This is a genomic window from Mesorhizobium sp. LSJC269B00 (assembly GCF_000502815.1).
Classification (GTDB): Bacteria; Pseudomonadota; Alphaproteobacteria; order Rhizobiales; family Rhizobiaceae; genus Mesorhizobium.
On sequence record NZ_AYVN01000003.1, the window covers coordinates 254,210 to 278,230 of the forward strand.

21 protein-coding genes are annotated in these 24,021 nt (G+C 64.0%); 9 read left to right on the plus strand and 12 right to left on the minus strand.

All coding sequences use genetic code 11. From position 1 onward, the window contains the following. Positions 1 to 77 precede the first annotated feature (77 nt). Positions 78 to 1,109: a LysR family transcriptional regulator gene (locus X771_RS155635; protein WP_084566743.1), complete on the minus strand. Its 1,032-nt coding sequence runs from the start codon at positions 1,107 to 1,109 to the stop codon at positions 78 to 80. Between X771_RS155635 and X771_RS155630 the strand changes: the two genes are divergently transcribed. The 4 genes from X771_RS155630 to X771_RS155615 all read left to right on the plus strand — a co-directional run bounded on the left by X771_RS155630 (position 1,108) and on the right by X771_RS155615 (position 3,447). Next, positions 1,108 to 1,719, plus strand: coding sequence for a LysE family transporter (locus X771_RS155630; protein ID WP_023687486.1), 612 nt, complete (start codon positions 1,108 to 1,110; stop codon positions 1,717 to 1,719). The two genes, X771_RS155635 and X771_RS155630, sit on opposite strands and share 2 nt — an antisense overlap. Before the next feature lie 120 nt (positions 1,720 to 1,839). Beyond that, entirely contained in the window at positions 1,840 to 2,436 is a 597-nt protein-coding gene (locus X771_RS155625) for an NADPH-dependent FMN reductase (RefSeq protein ID WP_023687487.1), read from the plus strand. After that, positions 2,433 to 3,146, plus strand: a complete 714-nt coding sequence (pyrF, locus tag X771_RS155620) for an orotidine-5'-phosphate decarboxylase (protein ID WP_023687488.1) — start codon at positions 2,433 to 2,435, stop codon at positions 3,144 to 3,146. The genes X771_RS155625 and pyrF overlap by 4 nt, the downstream gene beginning before the upstream one ends. 13 nt (positions 3,147 to 3,159) lie before the next feature. After that, positions 3,160 to 3,447, plus strand: a complete 288-nt coding sequence (locus X771_RS155615; protein WP_023687489.1) for a DUF1330 domain-containing protein — start codon at positions 3,160 to 3,162, stop codon at positions 3,445 to 3,447. Between the two features lie 18 nt (positions 3,448 to 3,465). Here the strand turns inward: X771_RS155615 and X771_RS155610 are convergent, their stop codons facing one another. From X771_RS155610 to X771_RS155575, 8 genes are all read right to left on the minus strand, one after another. Further along, positions 3,466 to 4,704 (minus strand): low temperature requirement protein A, encoded by a 1,239-nt coding sequence (locus X771_RS155610; protein ID WP_031202519.1) that lies wholly within the window; start codon positions 4,702 to 4,704, stop codon positions 3,466 to 3,468. Between the two features lie 90 nt (positions 4,705 to 4,794). Further along, positions 4,795 to 5,856, minus strand: a complete 1,062-nt coding sequence (locus tag X771_RS155605; RefSeq protein WP_023687491.1) for a hypothetical protein — start codon at positions 5,854 to 5,856, stop codon at positions 4,795 to 4,797. A 103-nt stretch (positions 5,857 to 5,959) separates the two neighbouring features. After that, positions 5,960 to 6,835 (minus strand): SMP-30/gluconolactonase/LRE family protein, encoded by an 876-nt coding sequence (locus tag X771_RS155600; RefSeq protein WP_033001360.1) that lies wholly within the window; start codon positions 6,833 to 6,835, stop codon positions 5,960 to 5,962. After that, complete coding sequence (locus X771_RS155595; protein WP_023687493.1) at positions 6,835 to 7,476, minus strand: 2-dehydro-3-deoxy-6-phosphogalactonate aldolase; 642 nt, start codon at positions 7,474 to 7,476, stop codon at positions 6,835 to 6,837. The genes X771_RS155600 and X771_RS155595 overlap by 1 nt, the downstream gene beginning before the upstream one ends. A gap of 22 nt (positions 7,477 to 7,498) precedes the next feature. Then, entirely contained in the window at positions 7,499 to 8,443 is a 945-nt protein-coding gene (locus X771_RS155590; protein ID WP_031201383.1) for a 2-dehydro-3-deoxygalactonokinase, read from the minus strand. 5 nt (positions 8,444 to 8,448) lie between these two features. Next, positions 8,449 to 9,216, minus strand: a complete 768-nt coding sequence (locus X771_RS155585) for an SDR family oxidoreductase (protein ID WP_023673186.1) — start codon at positions 9,214 to 9,216, stop codon at positions 8,449 to 8,451. 169 nt (positions 9,217 to 9,385) lie between these two features. Beyond that, positions 9,386 to 10,735 (minus strand): EAL domain-containing protein, encoded by a 1,350-nt coding sequence (locus X771_RS155580; protein WP_023681311.1) that lies wholly within the window; start codon positions 10,733 to 10,735, stop codon positions 9,386 to 9,388. Positions 10,736 to 10,835: 100 nt separating this feature from the next. Beyond that, positions 10,836 to 12,635 (minus strand): hypothetical protein, encoded by a 1,800-nt coding sequence (locus X771_RS155575; protein WP_023687495.1) that lies wholly within the window; start codon positions 12,633 to 12,635, stop codon positions 10,836 to 10,838. A 124-nt stretch (positions 12,636 to 12,759) separates the two neighbouring features. On the opposite strand from X771_RS155575, the gene X771_RS155570 reads away from it, so the two are divergent. The 3 genes from X771_RS155570 to gshB all read left to right on the plus strand — a co-directional run bounded on the left by X771_RS155570 (position 12,760) and on the right by gshB (position 15,231). After that, positions 12,760 to 13,764, plus strand: coding sequence for a glycosyltransferase (locus tag X771_RS155570; RefSeq protein ID WP_023687496.1), 1,005 nt, complete (start codon positions 12,760 to 12,762; stop codon positions 13,762 to 13,764). 4 nt (positions 13,765 to 13,768) lie between these two features. Then, on the plus strand, positions 13,769 to 14,143 hold the full coding sequence (locus X771_RS155565; protein WP_023681308.1) for a GtrA family protein: 375 nt from the start codon (positions 13,769 to 13,771) through the stop codon (positions 14,141 to 14,143). Positions 14,144 to 14,277: 134 nt separating this feature from the next. Continuing rightward, the gene (gene gshB / locus X771_RS155560; protein WP_023687497.1) at positions 14,278 to 15,231 is read left to right on the plus strand and encodes a glutathione synthase; all 954 of its coding nucleotides are present in this window, start codon (positions 14,278 to 14,280) and stop codon (positions 15,229 to 15,231) included. Positions 15,232 to 15,478: 247 nt separating this feature from the next. Here the strand turns inward: gshB and X771_RS0133690 are convergent, their stop codons facing one another. Continuing rightward, positions 15,479 to 16,387: a glycosyltransferase family A protein gene (locus tag X771_RS0133690; protein WP_050587420.1), complete on the minus strand. Its 909-nt coding sequence runs from the start codon at positions 16,385 to 16,387 to the stop codon at positions 15,479 to 15,481. A 184-nt stretch (positions 16,388 to 16,571) separates the two neighbouring features. Between X771_RS0133690 and X771_RS155555 the strand changes: the two genes are divergently transcribed. Continuing rightward, a complete protein-coding gene (locus tag X771_RS155555; RefSeq protein ID WP_156932602.1) occupies positions 16,572 to 17,636 on the plus strand; it encodes a glycosyltransferase family 1 protein in 1,065 nt (354 codons plus the stop codon). Between the two features lie 252 nt (positions 17,637 to 17,888). Then, a complete protein-coding gene (locus X771_RS155550; protein WP_023687500.1) occupies positions 17,889 to 19,421 on the plus strand; it encodes a YifB family Mg chelatase-like AAA ATPase in 1,533 nt (510 codons plus the stop codon). A gap of 203 nt (positions 19,422 to 19,624) precedes the next feature. On the opposite strand, the gene X771_RS155545 is transcribed toward X771_RS155550, so the two are convergent. Both X771_RS155545 and X771_RS155540 read right to left on the minus strand, forming a co-directional pair. Then, entirely contained in the window at positions 19,625 to 21,796 is a 2,172-nt protein-coding gene (locus X771_RS155545; protein WP_023687501.1) for a malate synthase G, read from the minus strand. 123 nt (positions 21,797 to 21,919) lie between these two features. After that, positions 21,920 to 23,941: a hydantoinase/oxoprolinase family protein gene (locus X771_RS155540; protein WP_023687502.1), complete on the minus strand. Its 2,022-nt coding sequence runs from the start codon at positions 23,939 to 23,941 to the stop codon at positions 21,920 to 21,922. Positions 23,942 to 24,021: the final 80 nt, after the last annotated feature.

The following is a 24,021-nucleotide window of genomic DNA, read 5'->3' on the forward strand; positions in this document are numbered from 1 at the left end:
GAAGTCTCTGGCGCCTTGTAGAGGATCGACGTCTCCCGAAGGAAGCTCGATTGAGGGTCGATCCACATCCTTGACTGTTATCCGCCTCGCAAACTCGTGGCGACTTCTCTGATCGCCGCGCACATGGCCCGCACGGCCGTTGCTTCGGCGCTGCTGGAGAACAGAAGCAGCAGAGGCCGACGCGCACGCGGCTCCAGAGGACGCCTCGCGACGGTTCGCTGCCAATCGGCCGGAAACGCCAGGCCTGGCGCAATCGACAAACCGCGCCCGGCCCCAACCAGAGCAAGCAGCGCCGCCATATCGCTCGCCGACAGGATGACAACTGGCGCAACGCCAAAATCCTGGAACAATTCGGCAAGCATTGGTCCGCAGCCGCCGCTCGACATGATGAATGGCTGGCCGTCGAGAGCGCGGATCGGAAATGACCCGCCTTGGACTGAGTTCTTTTGCGATGACGCCACAAAGAGTTCGTCGTCGACAAGTTCCTCGGCTTGGCAATTGCCGGCGATGTAGGACAGTCCAATATCGGCGGCACCGCGATCGACCCACTCCGCCACCTCGGTATCCGTGCCCAAGAGCAGTTCGACAGCAAGCTCCGGGTGCCGGACGGAAGTAATGTTCAACGCATATGGAGCAATCTTTACCGAGGCGCTGCTGACCAGCGCGAGCCGTACTCTGCCTTTGATGGAGTGTTCCCGTAGGCCGACAAGACGGCCTAAAGCATGCAAAGCGGCGCGCGCCGCGTCCAAAGCCGCCTCGCCGGTCGCGGTGAAAGCGACACCGCGCCGATCACGTATGACGAGGGGCGCGCCAACGATCTCCTCCAGCGCCTTCATTGCATGGCTTATGGCCGATTGAGAAAGACAGAGCCGCTCGGCGGTTTTGGTGAAGCTGCGCGTCTCGCTGAGCGATGTCAGGACGCGCAGCATCGTGATGTTGATATTAGCTTTGTTCATGGCTGCCGAAATATCTTTCATTTCGCTCATATTAACGAGCGCTGTAGGTTTTGTGAAGGTGAGGGAAACGACCCTCGAAATCGGCGAGCGGCTTTCCTGGCTCTCCGGCATGCAGGCGTGCGGTACGACGAGACTGAAACTGGAGTATCGCATGAGCTACCTTCCGCAATTCCTGACCCTTGCTTCGGTCTTCCTGCTCGGCGCCATGAGCCCAGGACCCGATTTTGTAGCCGTGACTTCCCATGCGCTGATCAGCCGTCGCGCGGGGTTCCATGTGGCGCTTGGCATTGCCGCAGCGATCATGGTGTGGGCGGCTCTCGCGATGTGTGGCCTGGGCCTCGTACTGACGCAGATTGCATGGGCTCACCTTGCCGTCCGGATCGCCGGTGCCGTGTATCTCGGTTACCTGGGCAGCAAGATCCTTTTGTCGGCTTGGCAGGCGCGGCCACCGCTGGCCGTCGGTGGCGCAGAGACTACGGCTCCCTGGCGAAGCGGATTCGTTGTCGGAATTACAAATCCGAAGACGGCCGCGTTCTTCGCGAGCCTGTTCATATCGGTATTGCCGATGCAGGCTCCGATCTGGGTCCAGGCAGTGTCGCTGGCCATAATCGGGCTGGTCGCGATGGCGTGGTTTGGGCTTGTCGCGCTAATGTTCTCCACAAGAAGGGTTCGGTCGGTATATGGCAGCGTCCGCAGGCCGATAGATGCCTTGCTCGGAGTTGCACTCATCGCGCTGAGTGCAAGAATTGCGGTCACCCACTAGCAATAGCCCAGCTGCTCGGCACACCTTCGCGCGCTTGCCCCCCGATCGTTTCCGTTTTTTGAGCCAGTGCGTTGATTTGCGCAGCCTCTGGCTGTACCTGTCCGGGAACAAGAGTGGCCAATGGCTGTGATCGCGAAAATCCTCGTCTTTGCCGGCTCGGTGCGCAGCGGCGCCTTCAGCGGCAGGACCGCCGATGTGGCGCAGAAGGAGCTGGCCATGCAAGGCGCCGAGGTGACGCGCATTTCGCTGGCCGACTATCCGCTGCCGATCATCGACGAGGACCTCGAAAAGGAAAAAGGCGTTCCCGACAACGCCGTGAAGCTTGGCCGGCTGATCGCCGCCAATGACGGGCTGCTGATCGCGACGCCCGAATATAATGGCTCGATCCCGCCATTGCTCAAGAACACGATCGACTGGGTGAGCCGGGTGCGCCTGGATGGCGGCCGGCCGGTGAGGCCGCTTGTCGGCAAGGTCGCCGGCCTGTGCTCGTCTTCCAACGGACATTTCGCCGGGATCCGCTGCATCAACCATCTGCGCGCCGTGCTGGTGCGCTGCCAGCTGGAGATGGTGACGCCGGAATGCTCGGTATCCGATGGCGGCAATGCCTTCGACGGCGACGGCAATTTCAGGGATGATAGACTGACCAAATCGATGGAGCACCTATGCCGCACGCTGATCGAAACCTCGCGCATGCTGTCGACCCGGACCGGGGCATGATTTCCACAGCCATGCAGGCCCATACGATGAGAGACAGGCTGATCGTCGGCCTCGACGTGCCGACGGTGAAAGAGGCCGAACAGGCGGTGCGCGAACTCGACGGCGTCGTCTCCTTCTACAAGATCGGCTATCAGTTGGCCTTCGCCGGCGGGCTCGACTTCGCCAGGGAGTTGGCCAGCGGCGGCACGAAGATCTTCCTCGACATGAAGCTGCTCGACATAGACCACACCGTGGCGAAGGGTGTCGAGAACATCGTGCGCATGGGCATGACGATGCTGACCATCCATGCCTATCCCAAGGCGATGAAGGCAGCTGTGGAAGCGTCGCGCGGCAGCGACCTGTGCCTGCTGGCGGTCAGCGTGCTGACCTCGATGGACGAGCAGGACGTGATCGACGCCGGCTATGAATACGACCCGCACACGCTGGTGCTGAGGCGCGCCGAACAGGCGCTGCATGCAGGCATGGGCGGCGTCGTCTGCTCGGCCGAGGAGGCGGAAGCGGTGCGCCGCATCGTCGGACCCGACCTGGCGGTGGTGACGCCGGGGATACGGCCCAAGGGCAGCGACCATGGCGACCAGAAACGCGTGGTGACGCCCGGCCAGGCGATCCGCAACGGCTCCAGCCATCTTGTTGTGGGCCGGCCAATCGTGGCGGCAAGCGACAGGCGCGCGGCGGCGGAAGCCATACTGGAAGAGATGCGCGCCGCGTAGCGAGGAGAAGAAAATGCCCAAGGGATACTGGATAGCCCGCGTCGATGTGCGCGACGCCGAAGGCTACAAGGACTATGTCGCTGCCGCCAAGCTCGCTTTCGACCGTTTCGACGTGAAGTTCCTTGCCCGTGGCGGTGAGCATGAAAAGGCCGAGGGGGCTGGCCGCGCCCGCAATGTCATTATCGAGTTCGAATCGCTCAGCGCGGCGCACGATTGCTACCACTCGCCGGAGTACCAGCGCGCCGTCGCCATCCGTCAGAAAGTAGCCGATGGCGAGATCGTGCTGGTCGAGGGTATCTGACGCGCGAAGCTGCTCTGCTCAGTGCGGCGCTTCCTCCTGCGCCAGCACCTCCAGTCGATGGCGGTGCCCCGACAGCTCATAGCCGACAACGGTGACGGCCGGCGCTAGCGTGAGTAAGATGAGGCAGACCGCCATGTCGACGCCGGCAAGGGCGGCGATGATGGCAAGTGCGACGACCGCAGCCGTTCCCGCCAGCAGCCAGACATGGAGGGGATCGAAGCGCTGGAGCGCGTAGATCGCCCCCAGGAACACGCCTAGCGGAATGGCAACTGACAGCAGCGTCGCTACCGGGCCGATATGGGCCTTGTGCTCGATGAAATAGGCCGCGACATGCAGCCCGGCGCCGGTGGCGACGATGGCCGCCACGATCAGCATCTGGCCATAGCCCCAGACAAAAGAGCGATTGCGGTGCTGGTGCAGCACCGTCCCCGAGGGCAGCATGTAATAGACCCACCACATGCCGAAGGTGAGACCCATTCCGGCAATGCCAATCAAGGCGGCATCGAGGTTCCAGCCCTGCTCCTCGACCACGGCCGACAGCGTCGCCAGCGTGCCGACCACCCCTTCGCCCAGCGCGATGATGGCGAAGAGGCTGTAGCGCTCGGCGACGTGGTGCGCGTGCCAGGGCGTGCCGCCATCCCTGCGCTCGGCGATCGCCGGCCCGGCAAGCTCGATGAGAACCAGGATGGCGCCGAAAGCCAGGCTGGTCTCCAGCGAGAAATCGACCAGTATCTGCACCACCCAGCCGATCTGGGCGATCGCAATGGCGACGGCGTAGGTCAGGCAGGCACGCCGCCGCCCAGGGTCCTGCCGCGCCGCGCGCAGCCATTGGAAGATCATGGCGACGCGCATGATGACGTAGCCCAGCACCATGACCGAATTGTTGAGGTGTTCGCCATGCTCGATCGAGGCGAACATGCGCGGCAGGCCGATGGCCAGCACCAGCACGCCGATCATCTGCACCATGGTGACGAGGCGGAAGATCCAATCGTCGGTGTCATAGGCGGAGGAAAACCAGGAGAAATTGATCCACGCCCAGCAGATGGCGAAGCTGGCAAAGCCGAAGCCGATCAGCGCCGCCGCGTAGTTGCCCTCGGCCAGGGCGTGCGCCAGTTGCGCGGCGGCAAGGCTGAAGGCGGTGACGAAGGTCAGATCGAACAGCAGCTCGAGCGGCGTGGCGACGCGATGTGCCTCATGCGGATCGCGCCCGGCCATGCGCCTGATGTGATGGTGGAGGGAGCTTGCTGGTGTGCTCATCGCGCGGCCTTGCCTGAGGACTGTCCCGCGACACTAAAGGTGGAGCAGAAGCCGTCAAGGCGCGGCACGTCGTGCCGGTCCCCGCGGCTTTCAGATCGCCTGTCGGTTCAGTCGGTTCGCCGCCGTCTCGGCAACCGCATCGGCCAGCGTCATGCTCCATTGCAGCCGGCAATAGGCGCGGAAATCGAAGCAGGGCAGGCCGGGACAGACTTCGAACTCGATGAGGTGGGCATGATCGGTGGCCTCGACCCTGAAATCGATGGAAAACACGTCGCGCAGGCCAAGTCCGCTGACCAGCCGCTCGGCGATGCGGCGGATGGTTGCCGCGGCTGCCGGCTGGGTGTCGGCAACCGCCTCCAGCACCGGCTCGCTGTATAGTCCAGCCGCCTTGGCGGCCTCGCCGGTGTCGCCGTAAAGCGCCATCGAGTCCGCCATGGTCTGGAAATCGCCGCCGGAGTCGACGAACGCAATGCCGAGCGCTTCCGCCCCGGCATCCGTTTGCAGCCCAAGGAAGCTGGCGCGGACATTGCGACCGCCGACATAGGGCTGGACGACGACATCGTCGCGATAAGCGGCATAGACCCGCCGGCTAAGCTCCAGCGCATGGGCCAGGTCGTTGCAGCGTGAATCCGGCCAGATGCCTACCTTGGAGCCGAGCCGGTTCGGCTTGACGAACCAGCCGGCTTCCGAAGCTGGCGGGGCGGCCAGCCAGCGGCCGTCGCGGGCCAGGCCTGCCTGCGGCGCCGGCAGGCCGAGCGCGCAAAGCACGGCGCCGGAACGGAACTTGTCCTGGCAAAGCGCGAACAGCGCATCGTCGGCTCCGATGGTTCTAAGCCCATTCAGCCTGGCAAGTGCGGGCGCCGCAGCACCGCGGAAATAGGCAATGCCGTCGGTCAGCGTCCAGACCAGCGTGGTTGCGGGATCCGCCTTCGCCAGCGCTGCCGCCGCATCGTCGAGTTCGACCGGCAGGAAGGCGAGGCCGCGCCGCCCGCAAGCCGCAGTGAGCTCATCGAATTCGGGCGCGAGATCGGTCGATTGCGCCAGATAGGACGAGATTTCCAAGGCACGCTCGGCAGGAAAGCCATCGGCGACCAGCCTGTCGAAACAGGCCTTTTCAGGCTCGTAGACGAGGATCAAGGTCGGGCGCGGCATGGGTCAAAGCTTCTCGGTGATGCAGCCACACCATCGCACGGCCAATGCGATCGGCTTGCGCGAAATCGACCCGCGCCCGCCGCCTGCACGACAACCGGTACGCTCAGGCGATCAGCACGCGCGGCTCGAAGCGGCCGTTGACGGGGATGTCGAGCAGGAAGGTCATGCCGGCCTGTGGGTCGAGCTTGCGCTGCTTGTCGTCCTTGCCTTTCCAGGCCGAGGTCACCGCCAGCCGATCGGCCTTGGCCCCGACAAAGGCCGGGCACGAGGACTGCCCCGCCGGCACGGCAATTTCGCGCAACAATGTGCCGTCCGGCGCATAAGCCTTCACTGCCTTGCCGCCCCAGACCGCGTTCCACAGCACGCCGTCACGGTCGACAACCGAGCCGTCGACATAGCCCCGCGACGAGCGATGGTCGACGAACACTTTGGACTCGCCGATCGGCAGACCCGTCGCCGGATCGCAGGCGACGCGCATCAACAGGCCGGTCGAGGTATCGGTGTAGTAGGCGATCGTTCCATCCTGCGAGAAACAGATCGAGTTCGACACGGTGATGCCGGTGTAAAGCGTGCGCAATTCGCCCTTGAAGAACCAGTAGATGGCGCCGGCGCCCTTCTCCTCACCCTTGCCCATCGTGCCGACCCAGAAGGCGCCACAAGGGTGGACGCGCGAATCGTTGGAGCGGGTCAGCGCATTGTCAGCCTCGATGGGCGTATGCAGCGTCAGCTTGCCGGTCGAGACGTCGCGGACATGCAGGCCAGTCTCGGTGGCGATGAGCTGGCGATTGTCATCGACAATGGCGATGGCGCTGGCCATCTGGCCGAGCTCATGGACCTTCCGCGCGCCGGACGTGACACCCTGCTCCAGCAAAAGCCCGTTGACGATGTCGAACCAGAACAGCGTATCGGTTGCGGGATCGTAGCTCGGCCCCTCGCCGAGTTCACAGACATGGTCCGAAAAAACCGAAACCTTGTCCATCATGCCGCTCCGCCGAAGGCCGCATCCCAGGCCGTCACCGCCGCCTGCGCGCGCGAGGCCACCTCGTCGACGCTGATGCCGGGTTTGAACAGGCTGGAGCCAAGACCAAAAGCAGTCACCCCGGCGGCTTTGTAGCCGGCAAAGTCTTTGTCGGAAACGCCGCCGACGGCGCCGACCACGGTATCGGCCGGCAGCACGGCGCGCATCGCCGAAATGCCGCTAGGCCCGAGCACGCTTGCCGGGAAGAATTTGAGCGCCGAAGCCCCAAGCCTAATCGCCTGAAAAGCTTCGGTGGGGGTGAACACGCCTGGCATCGTTACCATGCCATGGTGCATGGCGCGGGCCATGACGTCGGCATCGATGTTGGGGCTGACCAGCAGCCTCCCGCCGGCCTTGGCCAGGGCGTCGACATCGGCTGAAGTCAGCACCGTGCCGGCGCCGACCAGCGTTGTCTTGGGCAATGCGGTGACAATGCTGGCGATCGATGAAAACGGCTCCGGCGAATTGAGCGGCACCTCGATGGCTTCGATGCCGGCGTCAAACAGCGCCTGGCCGATGGCCACCGCCTCGGACGGCTTCAGCCCGCGCAGGATGGCAACGAGGCCGCGCTTCAGCTTCGGGAAAGGTGCGGTCTGGGTCACGCTGTCACTCCACTCTGGTGCGTCATTTGGCGATCATGCCATTTTCTCGCGCCGCTTCGATAAGCCCGGCACGCACCGCCTCGTCGGCGTCGACCGTCCTGACGGCAAGCCCGGCAAGGTCGAGCGCCTGCCGGTAGAGGGCTGCTAGCGAGCCGGACGCAACCAGCACGATTGCGGTGGTGCTTTCGCCATAGCGGCGGCCCGCCGAGGCGATCTCGCCGCCGATCAGCAGGCCGGACAGGCAAGCGGCGGCATCGTCGGCCTTGAGGTTCTGCAGCAGGCCGGCGGCGCGGATCGAAAACAGCCGCGAGGTGACATCGCCGCCCTCCGCCAAAGCCTTGCGGCACCATTCCTGGAAGAACGGATTGTCCGGAGTGACCGGCTTCGGGCTCTCGCCCAGCGAATGGCGCAGGATAGAGTGAGTGGCCAGCACCGAAAACAGCTCGCCGGTCGGCCAGGTGCAGAAGCCGTCGACCGCGCCGTCTTCGACCAGAACCCATTTCGAATGGGTGCCGGGCATGCAGACGAGATGGCGACCTTTTGCCGGCAAACCGGCGCCGGCAAGCTGGGTTTCCTCGCCGCGCATTACGTCCGGCGCATCTTCCAGGCGCTGCGCCAGGCCAGGCACGATGCGGATGTCGCGGCTCTGGCCGGGAATGCGGGCGGCCCCCGCGAGGATGGCACTGAGCGGCGCCGGCACGATGACGTAAGGCGCTTCCAGCCAACCCTGGCGCGAGCCGGCCATGCCGCAGATGATGACCGGCAGTGTGTCAGGTGCGCCGAGCGCCGCCAGATGGCCCTCGAGGATGGTCGAAAAGCCTTTTTGCTGCGCGGTGATCAACCCATCATCGCCGCGACGCTCGGCGAGCACCCCGCCCGCCTCGTCGACCAGCCAGACCCGCATGCGGGTCGTGCCCCAGTCGACGGCGGCGACTGCCGGCGTGCCTTTGGCCGGATTTTGATTCACCGGGCTCACAGGAAACCCCCGTCCACGATCAACATCTGCGCCGTCAGCATACGCGAGGCGTCGGAGGCCAGGAACAGCACCGTGCCGACGATGTCGTCGGGCTGCATGACCTGCTTGATGCATTGCTTGGCGACATGGGCGGCGAGCCCCTGCTCGGTGACCCAGAGTTCCCGCTGCCGCTCGGTGATCACCCAGCCCGGCGCAATCGCATTGACGCGGATGCCGTCGACCCCAAGCTTGCCCGCGAGACCCTTGGTGAGGCCGAGTATGCCGGCCTTGGCGGCGGTGTAGGCCGGCATATCGGGGTGGTTGATGAGATAGGAGGTTGAGGTGAAGTTGATGATCGAACCGCCGCCGGCCCGCTTCATGCCCGGCGCGACCGCCTGTGCGGTGAAGAAATGCGGGCGCAGATTGACGGCGAGATTGTTGTCCCAGAACTCGACGGTAACGTCGGCGACGTCGTGGCGTTCGTCCCAGGCGGCATTGTTGACCAGCACGGTGACGTCGCCATGTGCCTCAGCCGCTTTGGCGGCCGAAGCGCGCAACGCCTCGACGTCGCGCAAATCGGTCTTGAGGTAGAGCGGTCGCCGGCCAAGTTCTTTTTCGACGCGGTCGGCAAGCAGCGTGCTTGGGCCATCGGCGATGTCGATGAAGGCGACATGGGCGCCCTGGCGAACGAAGCCCTCGGTCAGTGCCGCACCAATTCCGGAACCGCCGCCGGTGATCAGCACCGAGGCTCCCCTGAGGTCGGCAAAATCGGCCGATGGCATCATATCTTCATCTCCCGGTCCGGTCGGCGCGCATCCTATCCAGCCAAGTCCGGGGAGCAAGGGCGAAAACGGCGATTTGATTGGCTTATGTCAGACAAAAGGCCGCAAGATGGCGGCCACAGTCGATCTTGGCTCGCGCCGCTGACTTGCTCGACGCAGGCCAGACCGCCGGTCAGACTGCCTTGGCGTAGAGGGCGCCGCGATAGGAATCGCGGAGGTAGCCGAGCGTGGCGTCGGCATCGACCGGTTTGCCGAAGAGATAGCCCTGGCCGCCGGCGCAGCCGAACTGGACGAGGCGGTCGGCCTGCGCCTCCTCCTCGATGCCTTCGGCGACGACATCCATGCCGAGCCCTTCACACATGGCCAGAATGGCGCGGATGATGTGTTCCGACGGTCGGTCGTCGAGGATCGAGGAGACGAAGGCGCGGTCGATCTTGAGCTTGTCGAAATGGAATTCGCGCAAGCGGCCGAGCGAGGACTGGCCGGTGCCGAAATCGTCGAGCGAGACTCGGATGCCGACGCGACGCAGGTCCTCGACGATCTTCTCGGCCGAGGCCGGATCGTTCATCAGGCCGGTTTCGGTGATCTCGATCTCCAGCCGTCGCGGATCGAAGCCGGTGCGGTCGAGGATCGACAATATGTGCAGGCCGGTGTTCTGGTCGACGAGCTGCGAGGGCGACAGGTTGAAGGACAGGAACAGGTCCTTCGGCCAGCTGCGCGCCGCTTCGGTCGCCTTGCGCAGCACCAGCTGCGATAGCGGGCCGATGATGCCGCGCTCTTCGGCGATCGGGATGAACACGGTCGGCGGCACCACGCCGAGGTCGCGATCGGTCCAGCGCGCCAGCGTCTCGAAGCCGATGGTGCGGCGGGTGGTCAAATCGACGATGGGCTGGAAATGCGGTTCGACCTCACCGGCCGAGACGGCACGGCGCAGCGCCTGTTCGATGCGGGTGACGCGCTTGGCCGCCTCTTCCATTTCGCGGGTGTAGACGACGACCCGGCCACGGCCCGAACGCTTGGCGTGGTAGAGCGCCGTTTCGGCCTTGTTGACGAGGATTTCCGTGGTTTCGTCGCCGGAATAAAAGAGCGAGCAGCCGACCGAGGCCGAAAGCCTGGCGGTGCGTTCGCCGACATCGTAGGGCGCCGACAGGATTTCGATCATCATGCGCGACTTCTCGGCCGCCGCTTCCTCCGAGAACACCATCGGATACAGGAAGGCGAATTCGTCGGCGCCGATGCGGCAAACGGTGGAGTGGCTGTCCATCGAAGCGCGCAGCCGCATTGCCACCTGGATCAATATGTCGTCGCCGGCCTTGTGGCCGAACAGATCGTTGATCGGCTTGAAGCCGTCGAGGTCGAGAATGCCGACCGTGAACGGCGCGGGATCGTCCGCACGGTCGCTGATCAGGCGATCGACCTTGTCGAAGAAGCGGCGATGGTTGCCAAGCCCGGTCAGCGCATCGGTGAACGCCAGATCCGAGTTTTCCCTGCTTGCCTGCCCGGTGCCAAACGTCGTTTGCATCGGTATCCCTGTTTGTGACGCCCGAAATTTAGGCTGAGACTGGCAGCAAAGCGTTTAGGAAGCGTATCGCGAAATCGATTTTTCGCTGGCGAATGATGCTTTAGCGGACGCGGTAGAGTTCGACCGGGTCTCCGCGCGTTCCGGCCACCGGTTCGAGCCAATCGGGGACGCTTCCCTGCATCAGCCCGGCCAGGAAGCCTTGCGGCGCCTTGGCGGCGAGCACCTTGCTTTCGGCGCTGCCGCGGCACAGCGCCACCAGGCCGACGTGATGAGCCGCTGCGATCGTCCCCGCCTGGTCCGCCGATCCGAGGAAGGCATCGAGCGCAAGCAGATCGCCGGCGATGTTGCGATGATAGGGGCCGGCAAAGACGCGGTGCCCGGAATATGCAAGGATGGGCGAGCCGAGATTGGAAATGGCAAGCACCGTGGTGTCCGGCAGCCGGGCCAACGCCGCGAAGGAGGCCTTGCGCTCGCAGGACGGATCGCTGTCGGTGTCCTGTGCCTCGACCGAGACCTTGCTGGCCTCGAATACGTTCGACGTCGCGGCGGCAGCGCCGGCCCAGACGGCATTCACCGACACCAGCCAGACCGCCGCCATGCGCAGCGATACGCTGCGCGCAGGGCTGATCCTCGCCCGTTCGCGCCAGCTTGCGATCCAGGCCGACAGCGGGATGACGGCAAAGGCGATCGAGAATGTCGAGCCGCGGACCTGCCAGGCGCTGACGATGAAGGCGCCGACCAGCAAGGCGCCGACGAGGCTGTCCTGGCGGCGCCATGGTCCGCGCAGGCGAAGCGCCATCAGCGCGATCGCCACCAGCGGCGTGACATAGCGCGCCGCCAGCGACGCCGGCTCATTGACGGCAATACTGAACAGCGACTGCGCCTCGTCGATGTGATCGAGCCACAATTCCTTGAGGCGCGGATCGAGGTTTGCGTAGGGAGCCGCAAGGCATTGCGGAAACAGCGCCACGATGACGGCGCCCAGCCCAAGCGCGAGCAGGCTAAGCGAGATCAGGCGGCGGCTGGCCGTGCCATTGGACACCGTGAGCGACGTCACGGCGGCAAGCCCCAGTCCGGCGACTGCCGCCACCACGAACTGCACAGCCGAGAAGGCATCGCACTGCGGCTGGCCCATGGCCGATGGCGGGATGGTGGTGACGAAGACGAGGGCTGAAACCCCGGCAAAGCCGAGACCGAAATCCCTGGCGATCCGGCGTTCGCCGCCGGGATCGACGACGAACAGCAAAGCGATGCAGGCGCCGATGGTGGCGACATAGGGCGCGGTTTCCATGCCGACGGCCAGCGTCAGGGCCGCGCACAGGCCTGAAGTCAGGGCCGCCCAGCGACGCGTCGGCGCCTCGAGCAGCAGGCTGAGGCTGGCCATGGTCAGCGTCAGCTGGACATTGTGATGATCGAGCGCACCCGGCAAGAAAATGCCGATGAAATGCAGCGCCGCCGCGCCGATGACGATAGCGGGCAGCACGGCGCCGACGCCGGCGAAGCTGCGTGCCGCACGGGCTGTAAAAAACACCGCCAGGCAAAACAGCAGCGACGGCCACAGCACCTGTGCGATCACTTCGGCCATGGCCATGCTGCCGGTCAGCGCCGAGGCGGCGAGGATGATGGCGGCGAGCGGTGCGTCGACCAGCCGCGACCAGTGCATGACGAAACCGCCTTCCGGCCCCATCCTGTACTGATGCAGGTCGAACCAGCCCTGGCCGGCCAGCATGTCGCGAACCTCGACCAGCCGCAGCAGGCTGTCATTGTCGCCGCCGGCATTGCTCAATTCGCGAAAGCCCGTGGCGGCATTGACGGCCAGCACCACCAGCATGGCAAGCAGCGCCAGCGTCATATCGGACTTCCAGGAGGAAGCACCCGCCTTGGCTGCGTTCATCATCATGACCTTCGTCGGAAAGACTGCGGCCTTAAACCTAGCCTTAACAGCTTCAATAAATAGTAAAGTCGCCTGAGTGAGGCCGCATATGAGCGCGGCCGGAGGCTCCGCCGGGTGTCGGGAGACGGAAATGCCGCACGAAGTCCGCCATGAGCCGGCCATTGCCGTGCTCCTGCCTTGCTACAATGAGGAACTGACCATCGCCGAGGTGGTGCAGCGCTTTCGCGAGACGCTGCCATCGGCCGAGATCTATGTCTATGACAACAATTCCAGGGATTTGACCGCGCTCAAGGCGCGCGCAGCGGGCGCCATCGTCGTCCGCGAGCCGCGCCAGGGCAAGGGCAATGTCGTGCGGCGCATGTTCGCCGACATCGATGCGGACATCTATCTGATGGCCGATGGCGACGGCACCTATGCGCCGGAAGATGCCTCGCTGCTGATCAACATCCTGCAGACCGAGCGCTGCGACATGGTGGTTGGCACCAGGCGCGGCGTCACCGACGATGCCGGCCGTTCCGGCCATGCCTTCGGCAACCGCATCTTCAACAGCCTCTACAAGCGGCTGTTCGGCGCCGACTTCACCGACATCTTCTCCGGCTACCGCGTCTTCTCGAGGCGTTTCGTCAAGAGCTTTCCCGCGGTTTCCGGCGGCTTCGAGATCGAGACCGAAATGTCGGTGCATGCCTCGCAGCTCAAACTGCCGGTGAGCGAGATCGCGCTCGATTATGGCCGCCGGCCTGAGGGATCGTCGTCGAAGCTGTCGACCTATCGCGACGGCGCCAGGATCCTGTGGATGTTCGCCATGCTGATGAAGGAGACGCAGCCGCTGCGCTTCTTCGGCGCCTTCGCGATTTTCTTCCTGGCGTCGAGCCTTGCCCTGATGACGCCGGTGCTGATCGAATTCGCCCAGACCGGCCTCGTGCCGCGCATGCCGACCTGGGTGCTGTCGGTCGGCCTGCTGCTGCTCTCGATGCTTGCGATGGTGACCGGATTGATCCTCGATTCGGTATCGCGCGGACGCGCCGAGCAGAAGCGCGTTTTCTATCTCTCCGTCCCGTCGGGCCGGGTCGAACGGCGCGAACGCACGAGCGAAACAGCGAAGGCCGAACCGGGCAAGACGCCCCGGGCCGCCTGAGGCCGTGAGCCGGCTCGCCCGCTTCGTCCTGGCCGGCGGCGTTGGTTTCGTCGCCGATGCCGCGGTGCTCTGGCTGCTCTTGGCGGTGACGCCGCTCGGTCCCTTCGTCGCCCGTGTCCTGTCGATCGGCTTTGCGCTGTGCGTCACCTGGCAGATCAACCGGCACCTGACCTTTTCGCCGTCGAGCCGCGGCGTGGCGCAGGAGGGCGCGCGCTATGGCGGCGTCGGTATCGCCACCAGCATTGTCAACTATCTCGTCTACTGCGCCATCCTGTTCGCGCTGCCGGCAATGCCGCCGCTGGCGGCACTTGCCGTCGCCTCGCTGGTCGCCATGGCGCTGTCCTTCCTCGGTTACTCCCGGCTGGTCTTCGACCGGTAAAGGTCTGGGCCAAGCAAGCGCGATTGGCAGAAGCCGCCAAGTTCCGTATATCGGCGACTTGCCTTGCCGCAATTCCGGACGGAAAACCGCTACGCACTTTTCCTGGACTTGCTCGACCCGCTGGAGACCGGAAGATGCCCCTGAAAATCGCCGTCCAGATGGACCATGTCTCCACCGTCTCGATCGCCGGCGACACGTCGTTTGCGCTGTCGCTGGAGGCGCAGCGGCGCGGCCACCAACTGTTCCACTATACGCCCGACCGGCTGTCGATGCTGGGCGGCAAGGTGTTTGCCCGCATCGAAGAGATGAAGCTCCGCGACGAGAAGGGCAATCATTATACGCTGGGTGACAAAGTGCGCACCGACCTGTCGGAGATGGATGTTATCCTGCTGCGCCAGGATCCGCCCTTCGACATGAATTACATCACCACGACGCATATTCTGGAGCGCATCCACCCGAAGACACTGGTCGTCAACGACCCGGCCTGGGTGCGCAACAGTCCGGAAAAGATCTTCGTCACCGAATTCCCCGATCTGATGCCCGAAACGCTGATCACCAAGGATCCCCAGGAGGTCGCCGCCTTCCGCAAGGAGTTCGGCGACATCATCGTCAAGCCGCTCTACGGAAATGGCGGCGCCGGCATCTTCCATCTCAAGGAGGATGACCGCAACCTCGCCTCGCTGCTCGAAATGTTCGCCCAGCTGTCACGCGAGCCGTATATCGTCCAGCGCTATCTGAAGGATGTGCGCAAGGGCGACAAGCGCATCATCCTGATCGACGGCGAGGCGGTCGGCGCCATCAACCGCGTGCCGGCCGACCACGATTCTCGCTCCAACATGCATGTCGGCGGCCGCGCCGAAAAGACCGAGCTGACGGAGCGCGAACGCGAGATTTGCGCCCGCATCGGCCCGTCGCTGAAAGAGCGCGGCTTCATCCTGGTCGGCATCGACGTGATCGGCGACTACATGACCGAGATCAACGTGACCTCGCCGACCGGCGTGCGCGAAGTGCAACGCTTTGGTGGCGCGGATATCGCCAGCCTGTTCTGGGACGCGGTGGAGGAAATGCGGCGCAATTCGGCCGCGTAGTGTGCGTTGCTACGGAGGACTTTGGTGGGTCCAGAGAAGCATCGAAAGATGCTCTTTATCGGGTAAGACTGCCGAGCAAGCGGCTCATCAAATCAAACTATGTCCCGGAAGCGCCGAGGCCTCAGTTTCGGAGGAAGGAGACCGATAAGTCTGGTCTGAAATTTTCGCTGTGGTGTTGCCCAATCTTTCAGCAGAAAACCCGCATCGGAGTTCTTTTCCAGCAATGCAAAAGCCGCAGACAGTCCGATCAGGTCGACCAAGGTCCTGCGCGGGAGATTAAATGCTCCAGTCCCGGCGCCACTTCGCACCAACGATTGGCCAGTGCCCGCCGTATCGCTATTTCAGTATCGGGCGACATCCTGCCGAGGCCAACTCCGGTACCCAGGATGCGCCCGTCCGCCCAGCCATTGCCGCCGTGAAGCCGATAACTGCCAAGAGCCCGCCCAATCCTCACGGTTCCGCCGATCATATGGGCGGCACGAGCCATATAACCATCGGCACATATCCTTATTTCGTCCGGATCGGATGGACGCATGATTTCAAGCGGAGCTCGACGAAACATCATCCCCGATGTGGTCGACCAAAACCAACCCACGGTACCCCGATCAATAAATAATAATGTCGGGTCAGCTTCGGTGTCGACATGCAGGTAGCCGCTCATTTTCGGCATCGATCGCGGGTCGTTCAGGTGGAATACGGGATGACCGCCCGCAAGCAGGTTGCCGGCCGTGTCTATCACCACCTCATCGGAGCTCGACATTGCCGCGATACGGGTGTGGCTGAGATGCGCTCTCACATGGCATTCTATGAAGTCAGGATGCCAAGCATCGTCACCGTCAAGAAAGGAGATCAGGGGTCCGGCCGTCGCGTCAAGCCCGGTCATCATTGTTGCCAACTGCCCGCCATTTTGCAGTCGGGGCAGAAAGCGGAAACGACTGTCGCCAAGCTGGGACAGACACTCTTCAATCCTTCGGCGGGAACCGTCAGTCGAAAAATCATCGACCACCACGCACTCGAACGCAGTGTATGTCTGCGCCGCTACGGATCGGATCGCAGTGTCGATGAATGCCTCTTGATTGAAACAGCCTACGCAAACGGATACGGTTGGTAGCGCGATGTGAGAACCAGCTCCGCTTGGGACGATGTTTTCTTTCAAGAGGCGCTTCTCCGTACACCAGATTTGATCGCCTGAGATATTCCGTCGATCAAATGGCGGTGTTTCTTTGCCAAATTTCTCTCTATCGAAGCGAGTTTTTCTCCGCACTCAAGATCGCAATTGCCGCATGTTGACCCTACAGCACGGGTATCGCCCTCCTACCAAATTCGAGATTGTCAGAGCCATGCTGCGTCATGGCCACAACCTCAGAAAAGGGCACCCTTCCGCGAAGTCGCAACCTGCTCTTCAGGCCAGTTTGCTGTCGGACGATCCGTTCATATCCTATTCGGGAATGTCCGGTACGCCGCTCGGACTAGCAAGTCATATGCCTTTCCGTCCACGCAGCCACCGCGCCTGGTTTCTCATCTCGCCAACCTGGTCCATCGAAAACAGTGCTAGCGTCAAAACCATCCGGACCTATGCCGTTCTGCATAGACTCAAGAACCCCCGTCACTCGCTAATCTTCCTATCCAACACTCAGGCAGAGGCTGATCTGTTGAACCAGTCCGGCGAGGCCGCCGTCCTGCACAACAAGACGTCAACAACCTCCGAACACATATTCAGGCCTCTCGATGACGTCCCTGTAGAATTTGATGCAATCTACAATGCGCAGCTGGCTCCGTGGAAGCGCCATGACTTGTCGCTTGGCATCCAGCGTTGCGCATTTGTCTTCTATCGAGATTCAAGCGGATCCTCCACGACGGAGTCGGAAAGAGCGCGAATAAATCGGCATAGGGAGCTCGCGCCGCATCACGTCTTTATCAACGAGTTTGACGGCACCGGCAAGCCTGTCCGATTGGCACCGGCTCAGGTGAACACGCATCTAAATCGTGCAGCCGTGGGAATCTGTCTCTCTCACCTGGAAGGACCAATGTTCGCCAGCACGGAATATCTTCTCGCGGGCCTTCCAGTGGTCACGACGCCGAACCGTGGTGGCCGAGACCTTTATCTGGATGCCGACTATTCGCTTACAGTTCCACCCGATCCTCGATCCATCGCGGAGGCTGTCTTGGCACTGAAGGAGCGGCGAATACCCCGGGCTCATATTCGTACGCAAACTTTGAAACGAGTTGAACGGGACCGCGGGCGGTTCATAGACCTTGTAAATGAGATTTTTCTGGAAAGCGGCTCTTCGCGCCGGATCGCCATGCCCTGGCCTTTCCGATATCCTGTCATGGAGTGGCTTCCACCCCAAATCGCAATCGATCGATCCCTTTCAGGTGCGGTCGATGCCTTCGTCACCGCTTAGACGGCAACAGCCTCGGATTGCCGGAGGAACTCTGTCGCCCTTGTTAAACGCGGTCGAGGAGGCGGAGCAGCCGTTCCATTTTGCTTGACCATCTTCCTTTTTTGCAACCGGCACAGCGCGCTGCAGCCACCACGAATGCACGTTCCTGTAATGTTCTTGCCTTGGCCTGAAATCTATGGTTGTCTTGTCCTGACGTCGCTCGCGGTCTGAACCACAAGGCCGAGGCGAGCCGATATCCGGGGGCAGAGCAAGATGGTGGCGCGGGTTCGCACGGTTGCTTTCCAGGGCATCGAGGCCGTACCGGTCGATGTCCAGGTGATGATCGCGCCGGGCAAGGTCGGCATGCAGATCGTCGGGCTGGCCGACAAGGCGGTGGCCGAAAGCCGCGAGCGCGTGCAGGCGGCACTGCATGCGTCGGGGCTGTCGATGCCGTCGAAGAAGGTGACGGTCAACCTGGCGCCTGCCGATCTTCCCAAGGAAGGGAGCCATTACGACCTGCCGATCGCGCTCGGCCTGATGGCTGCACTCGGCGCCATTCCGGGCGACATGCTGGCCTCCTATGTCGTGCTCGGAGAATTGTCGCTCGACGGCACCATTGCCACGGTGGCCGGCGCGCTGCCGGCGGCGATCGGCGCCAATGCCGAGGGAAAGGGCCTGATCTGCCCGTTCGGCTGCGGGCCGGAAGCGGCCTGGGCGGGCAAGGATTTCGACATATTGGCGCCGCGCAGCCTGATTGCCATCGCCAATCATTTTCGCGGCACGCAGGTGCTGTCGCGGCCCGAGCCCGGCATCCATGTCTCGGCCCGCGACCTGCCCGACCTTTCAGACATCAAGGGCCAGGAAAGCGCCAAGCGGGCGCTGGAAGTGGCGGCGGCCGGCGGCCACAATCTGTTGATGGTCGGGCCTCCCGGCTCGGGAAAATCGATGCTGGCGCAGAGGCTGCCTTCAATTCTGCCGCCACTGGCACCGAAGGAACTTCTTGAAGTCTCGATGATCGCCTCGGTGGCCGGCGAGCTCGGCGAAGGCAAGCTCACCGACCGGCGGCCGTTCCGCGCCCCGCACCATTCGGCCTCGATGGCGGCAATGGTCGGCGGCGGCATCAGGGCGCGGCCGGGCGAAGTATCGCTTGCCCATAACGGCGTCCTGTTCCTCGACGAGTTTCCCGAATTCACGCCGCAGACCTTGGATGCACTGCGCCAGCCGCTGGAGACCGGCGACTGCATGATCGCGCGCGCCAACCACCGCGTCACCTATCCGGCGCGCATCCAGCTGGTGGCGGCGATGAACCCGTGCCGTTGCGGCATGGCCGGCGAGCCCGGCTATCGCTGCCTGCGCGGCGAGCGCTGCCGCACCGACTACCAGGCGCGCATTTCCGGCCCGCTGCTCGACCGCATCGATCTCAGGATCGAGGTGCCTGCGGTCTCGGCCGCCGACCTGATCCGGCCGGATCGGGCGGAGAAAAGTGCCGCCGTTGCGCAGCGCGTCGCGCGCGCCCGCACCATCCAGCGCGAACGGTTCGAGCGGCTCGGCGTGACCAGCGCGACCACCAACGCGCATTGCTCGCCGTCTGTTATCGAAGACATCGCCGCGCCGGACGCAGCCGGCCTGTCGCTGCTTAAAGACGCCAGCGAGAAACTCGGCTTTTCGGCGCGCGCCTATCACCGCGTGCTTAAAGTGGCGCGCACACTGGCCGACCTCGACGCCAGCGAAACCGTCGGCCGCATTCACCTGGCCGAGGCGATTTCCTACCGCATGATGTCGGAGCGGGTGGCGCAGGCGGCTTAACCCTCCCCCCTTGAGGGGAAGGTGACCGCGAAGCGGCCGGGTGGGATCGCCGAAGAATGCTCGATTTTTGAAGCCGAGCCGAGAAAGGGCCTCTGCGCTGACATTGCTTGTAGTGTCGTCCGAAGGGAGTCGCCGCACTTCACGCAGGACCCCACCCGGCCCTTCGGGCCACCCTCCCCTCAAGGGGGAGGGAAATGCAGGCGCTAATTCGCCCGCGCTTTCGCCTTCAGCTCCAGCCTCCGCCTGTGCAGCACCGGCTCGGTGTAGCCATTCGGCTGTTCGCGGCCCTTGAACACCAGATCGCAGGCGGCCTGGAAGGCGATTGAAGCGTCGAAGTCGGTGGCCATCGGGCGGTAGAGCGGGTCGCCGACATTTTGGAGGTCGACGATCGCCGCCATGCGCCGCAGCGAATCCATCACTTGGATCTGCGAGCACACCTTGTGGTGCAGCCAGTTGGCGATGTGCTGGGAGGAGATGCGCAGCGTGGCGCGGTCTTCCATCAGGCCGACATCGTTGATGTCGGGCACTTTCGAGCAGCCGACGCCCTGGTCGATCCAGCGCACGACATAGCCCAGAATGCCTTGCGCATTGTTGTCGAGCTCGCGCTGGATCTCGTCGGGGGTCCAGTTCGGCCGCACCGCCACCGGCACCGACAATATATCATCGAGCCTGGCCTTCGGCCGGCTCTTCAGCGCCGCCTGGACGGCATGGACATCGACCTTGTGATAGTGCGTGGCGTGCAACGTCGCCGCTGTCGGCGACGGCACCCAGGCGGTGTTGGCGCCGGCCTTGGGATGGGCGATCTTCTGTTCCAGCATCGCCGCCATCAGATCCGGCATCGCCCACATGCCCTTGCCGATCTGGGCATGACCGGCGAGCCCGCATTCGAGCCCGATGTCGACATTCCACGCCTCATAGGCGGAGATCCAGGCGGCCTGCTTCATGTCGCCCTTGCGGATCATCGGCCCGGCTTCCATCGAGGTGTGGATCTCGTCGCCGGTGCGGTCGAGGAAGCCGGTGTTGATGAACACGACGCGTTCCTTGGCGGCGCGGATCGCCTCCTTGAGGTTGACGGTGGTGCGCCGCTCCTCGTCCATGATGCCCATCTTGATGGTGTTTGCCGCCATACCGAGCAGCGCTTCGACGCGGTCGAAAATCTCGACTGCGAAGGCGACTTCCTCCGGCCCATGCATCTTCGGCTTCACCACATACATCGAGCCCGCGCGGGAATTCATCCGACGCCCGTTGGCGCCGACATCGTGCAGCGCGATCAGCGCCGTCATCGCCGCATCCAAGATGCCTTCCGGCACCTCGTTGCCATCGCGGTCGAGGATGGCCGGATTGGTCATGAGGTGACCGACGTTTCGCACCAGCATCAGCGAGCGGCCAGGCAAGCTCAGCGCGCCACCACTGGGCGCGGTCCAGGCGCGGTCCGGATTGAGCTTGCGCGTGAAGGTTTTGCCGCCCTTGCTGATTTCCTCCGCCAGATCGCCCTTCATCAGGCCGAGCCAGTTGCGGTAGACGATGACCTTGTCCTCGGCATCCACTGCCGCGACCGAATCCTCGCAGTCCTGGATGGTGGTCAGCGCCGATTCCAGGATCACGTCGGCAATGCCGGCCGGGTCGGTGCGGCCGATCTGGTTGGTGCGGTCGATGAGGATCTCGATGTGCAGGCCGTTCTGGACCAGCAGGATGGCTTCCGGGTTGGCGTCGTCGCCGCGATAGCCGGCAAATTGTTTCGGGTTGGCCAGCGTGGTGCCGCCGGCGCCGGCGCCGAGCCGCAAGGTGCCACCCGAAACCGTCAGCCCGTTCACGCCGGCCCATTTGCCCGAGGTGAGCGGCACGGACTCGTCCAGAAAACTCTTCGCCCAGGCAACCACCTTGGCGCCGCGCACGGGGTTGAAGCTTTTGCCCTTCTCGGCGCCACCGGTCTCGGCAATGGCGTCGGTTCCGTAGAGCGCATCGTAGAGCGAGCCCCAGCGAGCATTGGCGGCGTTGATCGCATAACGCGCATTCATCACCGGTACCACCAGCTGCGGCCCGGCAACGCTGGCGATCTCGGGGTCGACATTGTCGGTCGACACGGAAAAGGCCGGCCCTTCGGGCACGAGATAGCCGATCTCACGCAAGAGGCTTTTGTAGGCCTCCATATCGATGGGCGCGCCATTGGCGCGGTGCCAGGCGTCGATCTGTTCCTGCATGGCGTCGCGTTTGGCCAACAGCGCTCGGTTCTTCGGCGCCAGATCATGCACGATGGCCGAAAAGCCGTTCCAGAAAACGTCCGCGGCAATACCGGTACCCGGCAGCGCTTCGCCGACAAAGTCATGCAGTTCGCGGGCAATCCGCAATCCGGCGATCTCGACGCGATCGGTCATCAGGGCTTCTCCAGATGAAGGCTTTGCGGCCTTTGGCATGTCAGGGGCGAAGGGTCAATTCAGCTTAGGGTGAAGCCGGGGATTTTGAAGCTGCTGATCTCCCCCCTCGTGGGGGAGATTACCCTAAACCGCGATCCTCGGCCGACCCGATGCAACCGCCACCACATGCGCTTCGATAAACATCCGTTGGGCCTCAACCGTAGACACCTTGAACTCGGTCGAAACGTCGATCTCGGCATTATCCGTGCCGGCATCCTTCGCGCGCGCGGCTACGATCGCCCGCACATCAGCCTCCGCTGCCGCGATCGCCTTGGCCTCGTCGGTGAAGTCGCGCACCGTTTGCCCCGACGCGACCCGGAACAAACCTTCCTTGGGCTGGCTGACGCGGGCTTCGGCCGAGACGCGGACCTGGCCGACGACGGCGCCGAGCGCGTTGGCGACGTCGGTATCCTCCGGCACCACGCACTCATTACCGACCAGCTCGGCCAAGCCGGCATAGTGCAGCGGCGCCGAGGCGCCGAGGCCAATGACCGGACGATCGAGCGCGACGCTGAGCCTTGCGATGCCGGGATGGGAATCGACGGCGCGCTGCACCAGCGCGTGCGCGACGGTGGCGGCGCCATCCAGCCCATCCTCGGCAAAGGCTGTCTCCAGAATGTATTCGGCCGACCAGCGCGTCAGCGTCAGCAGCACGCGTTCGGAAATCACCTCCGGAGACGGCGCGATGTACTGGCCTCGCCCATCACGCTTGCGGGCAAACAGTTCGGCGCCGAGCCGGGCCGCAAGCGGGTCCCAGTTGGCCTGCTTGCCGAGCACATGGGCGGCGTCCGAGGGGGTGAAGCCCGAGATATGCACAAGACCGCGCGAGACCAGCCGGTTCAGCGTGGCGTTCTGGGCGTTCGAGGTGAGCAGCCTGTCGATGGCGAGCGGCACGGCACCAATCAGTTCATACAGTTTCGCCTCGGGCGCGGTCAGGCCGGCGGCGAGCCTGTCCGGCACGCCGGTGCGCAACGCAAAGCGGCCGTCCATGCGGCCGGGGTTGGGCGCCCTGAGCTGGCGCTCGAGCTCCGATGTCACTGAAGCACCATGCATCATGCCGGCCAGCGCCAGCGGCACCAGGCGGCGCGGCCCGAGCAGGATTTTCGGGTTGAGCGCGCCATCTTCCAGTGCCACTTCGGAATCGCCGCCGAGGCCGAAGGTGCGCATGGCGACCGCCTCGACCATGGTGCGGAAGCCGCCGACAGTGGCGCCTTCGGGATCGAGCCGAGGACGGCCGCCGTCGAGCACGGCGACATCGGTGGTGGTGCCGCCAATGTCGGACACCATGGCGTTGTCCAGGCCCGTCATGTGGCGGGCGCCGACCAGGCTGGCGGCCGGGCCGGAGAGGATGGTCTCGATCGGCCGCTGGCGGGCAAACGCCGCCGAAACCAGCGCGCCATCGCCGCGCACCACCATCAGGGGCGCTGCGATGTTGCGGGCTTCCAAAAATCCTTCGGTTGCCGCCACCAGCCGGTCGATCATCGAGATCAGCCTGGCGTTGAGCAAGGTGGTGAGCGCGCGACGCGGACCGCCGAGCTTGGCCGACAATTCATGGCTGGCGGTCACCGGCAGGCCGGTCTTTTCGCGGATGAGGTCGCGCGCGGCGAGTTCATGCTCCGGGTTGCGGGTGGCGAAATAGGCGCACACGGCAAAGCCCGACACCGAGGCGCCGAGTTCAGGGAGTGCTGCTTCCAGCCCCGACAGATCGAGCTTGGCCGCATTGCCGTGCACGTCATGGCCGCCCGGACAAAACACCACCGGATCGGTGCCGAGCGCCGTCTTCAGCCCGTCGCGCGCAAGGTCGGCCCCGGCAAAGCCGATCATGATGAGCGCCACACGCCCACCCTGGCCCTCGACCAGCGCATTGGTGGCGAGCGTCGTCGACATCGACACGAGTTTGATCGCGGCCGGATCGGTGGCCGATTTTTCCAGCACCGCATCGACCGCGCCGGAAATGCCGACGGCAAGATCGTGCCGCGTGGTCAGCGCCTTGGCCTTGGCCAGCACCTTGCCTTTTGGCCCGCCTTGTTCCGACCACAGCACGGCATCGGTATAGGTGCCACCGGTGTCGATACCGAGGAACAGGGGTTTTGGCTTGGCGGTCATTTCTGGCGGTCCGGAATTCTGCTCCCCGCCCTTAGCCGATACGGCCCGGCGGATAAAGGCGGGAGAGGTGGGCCAGTTTG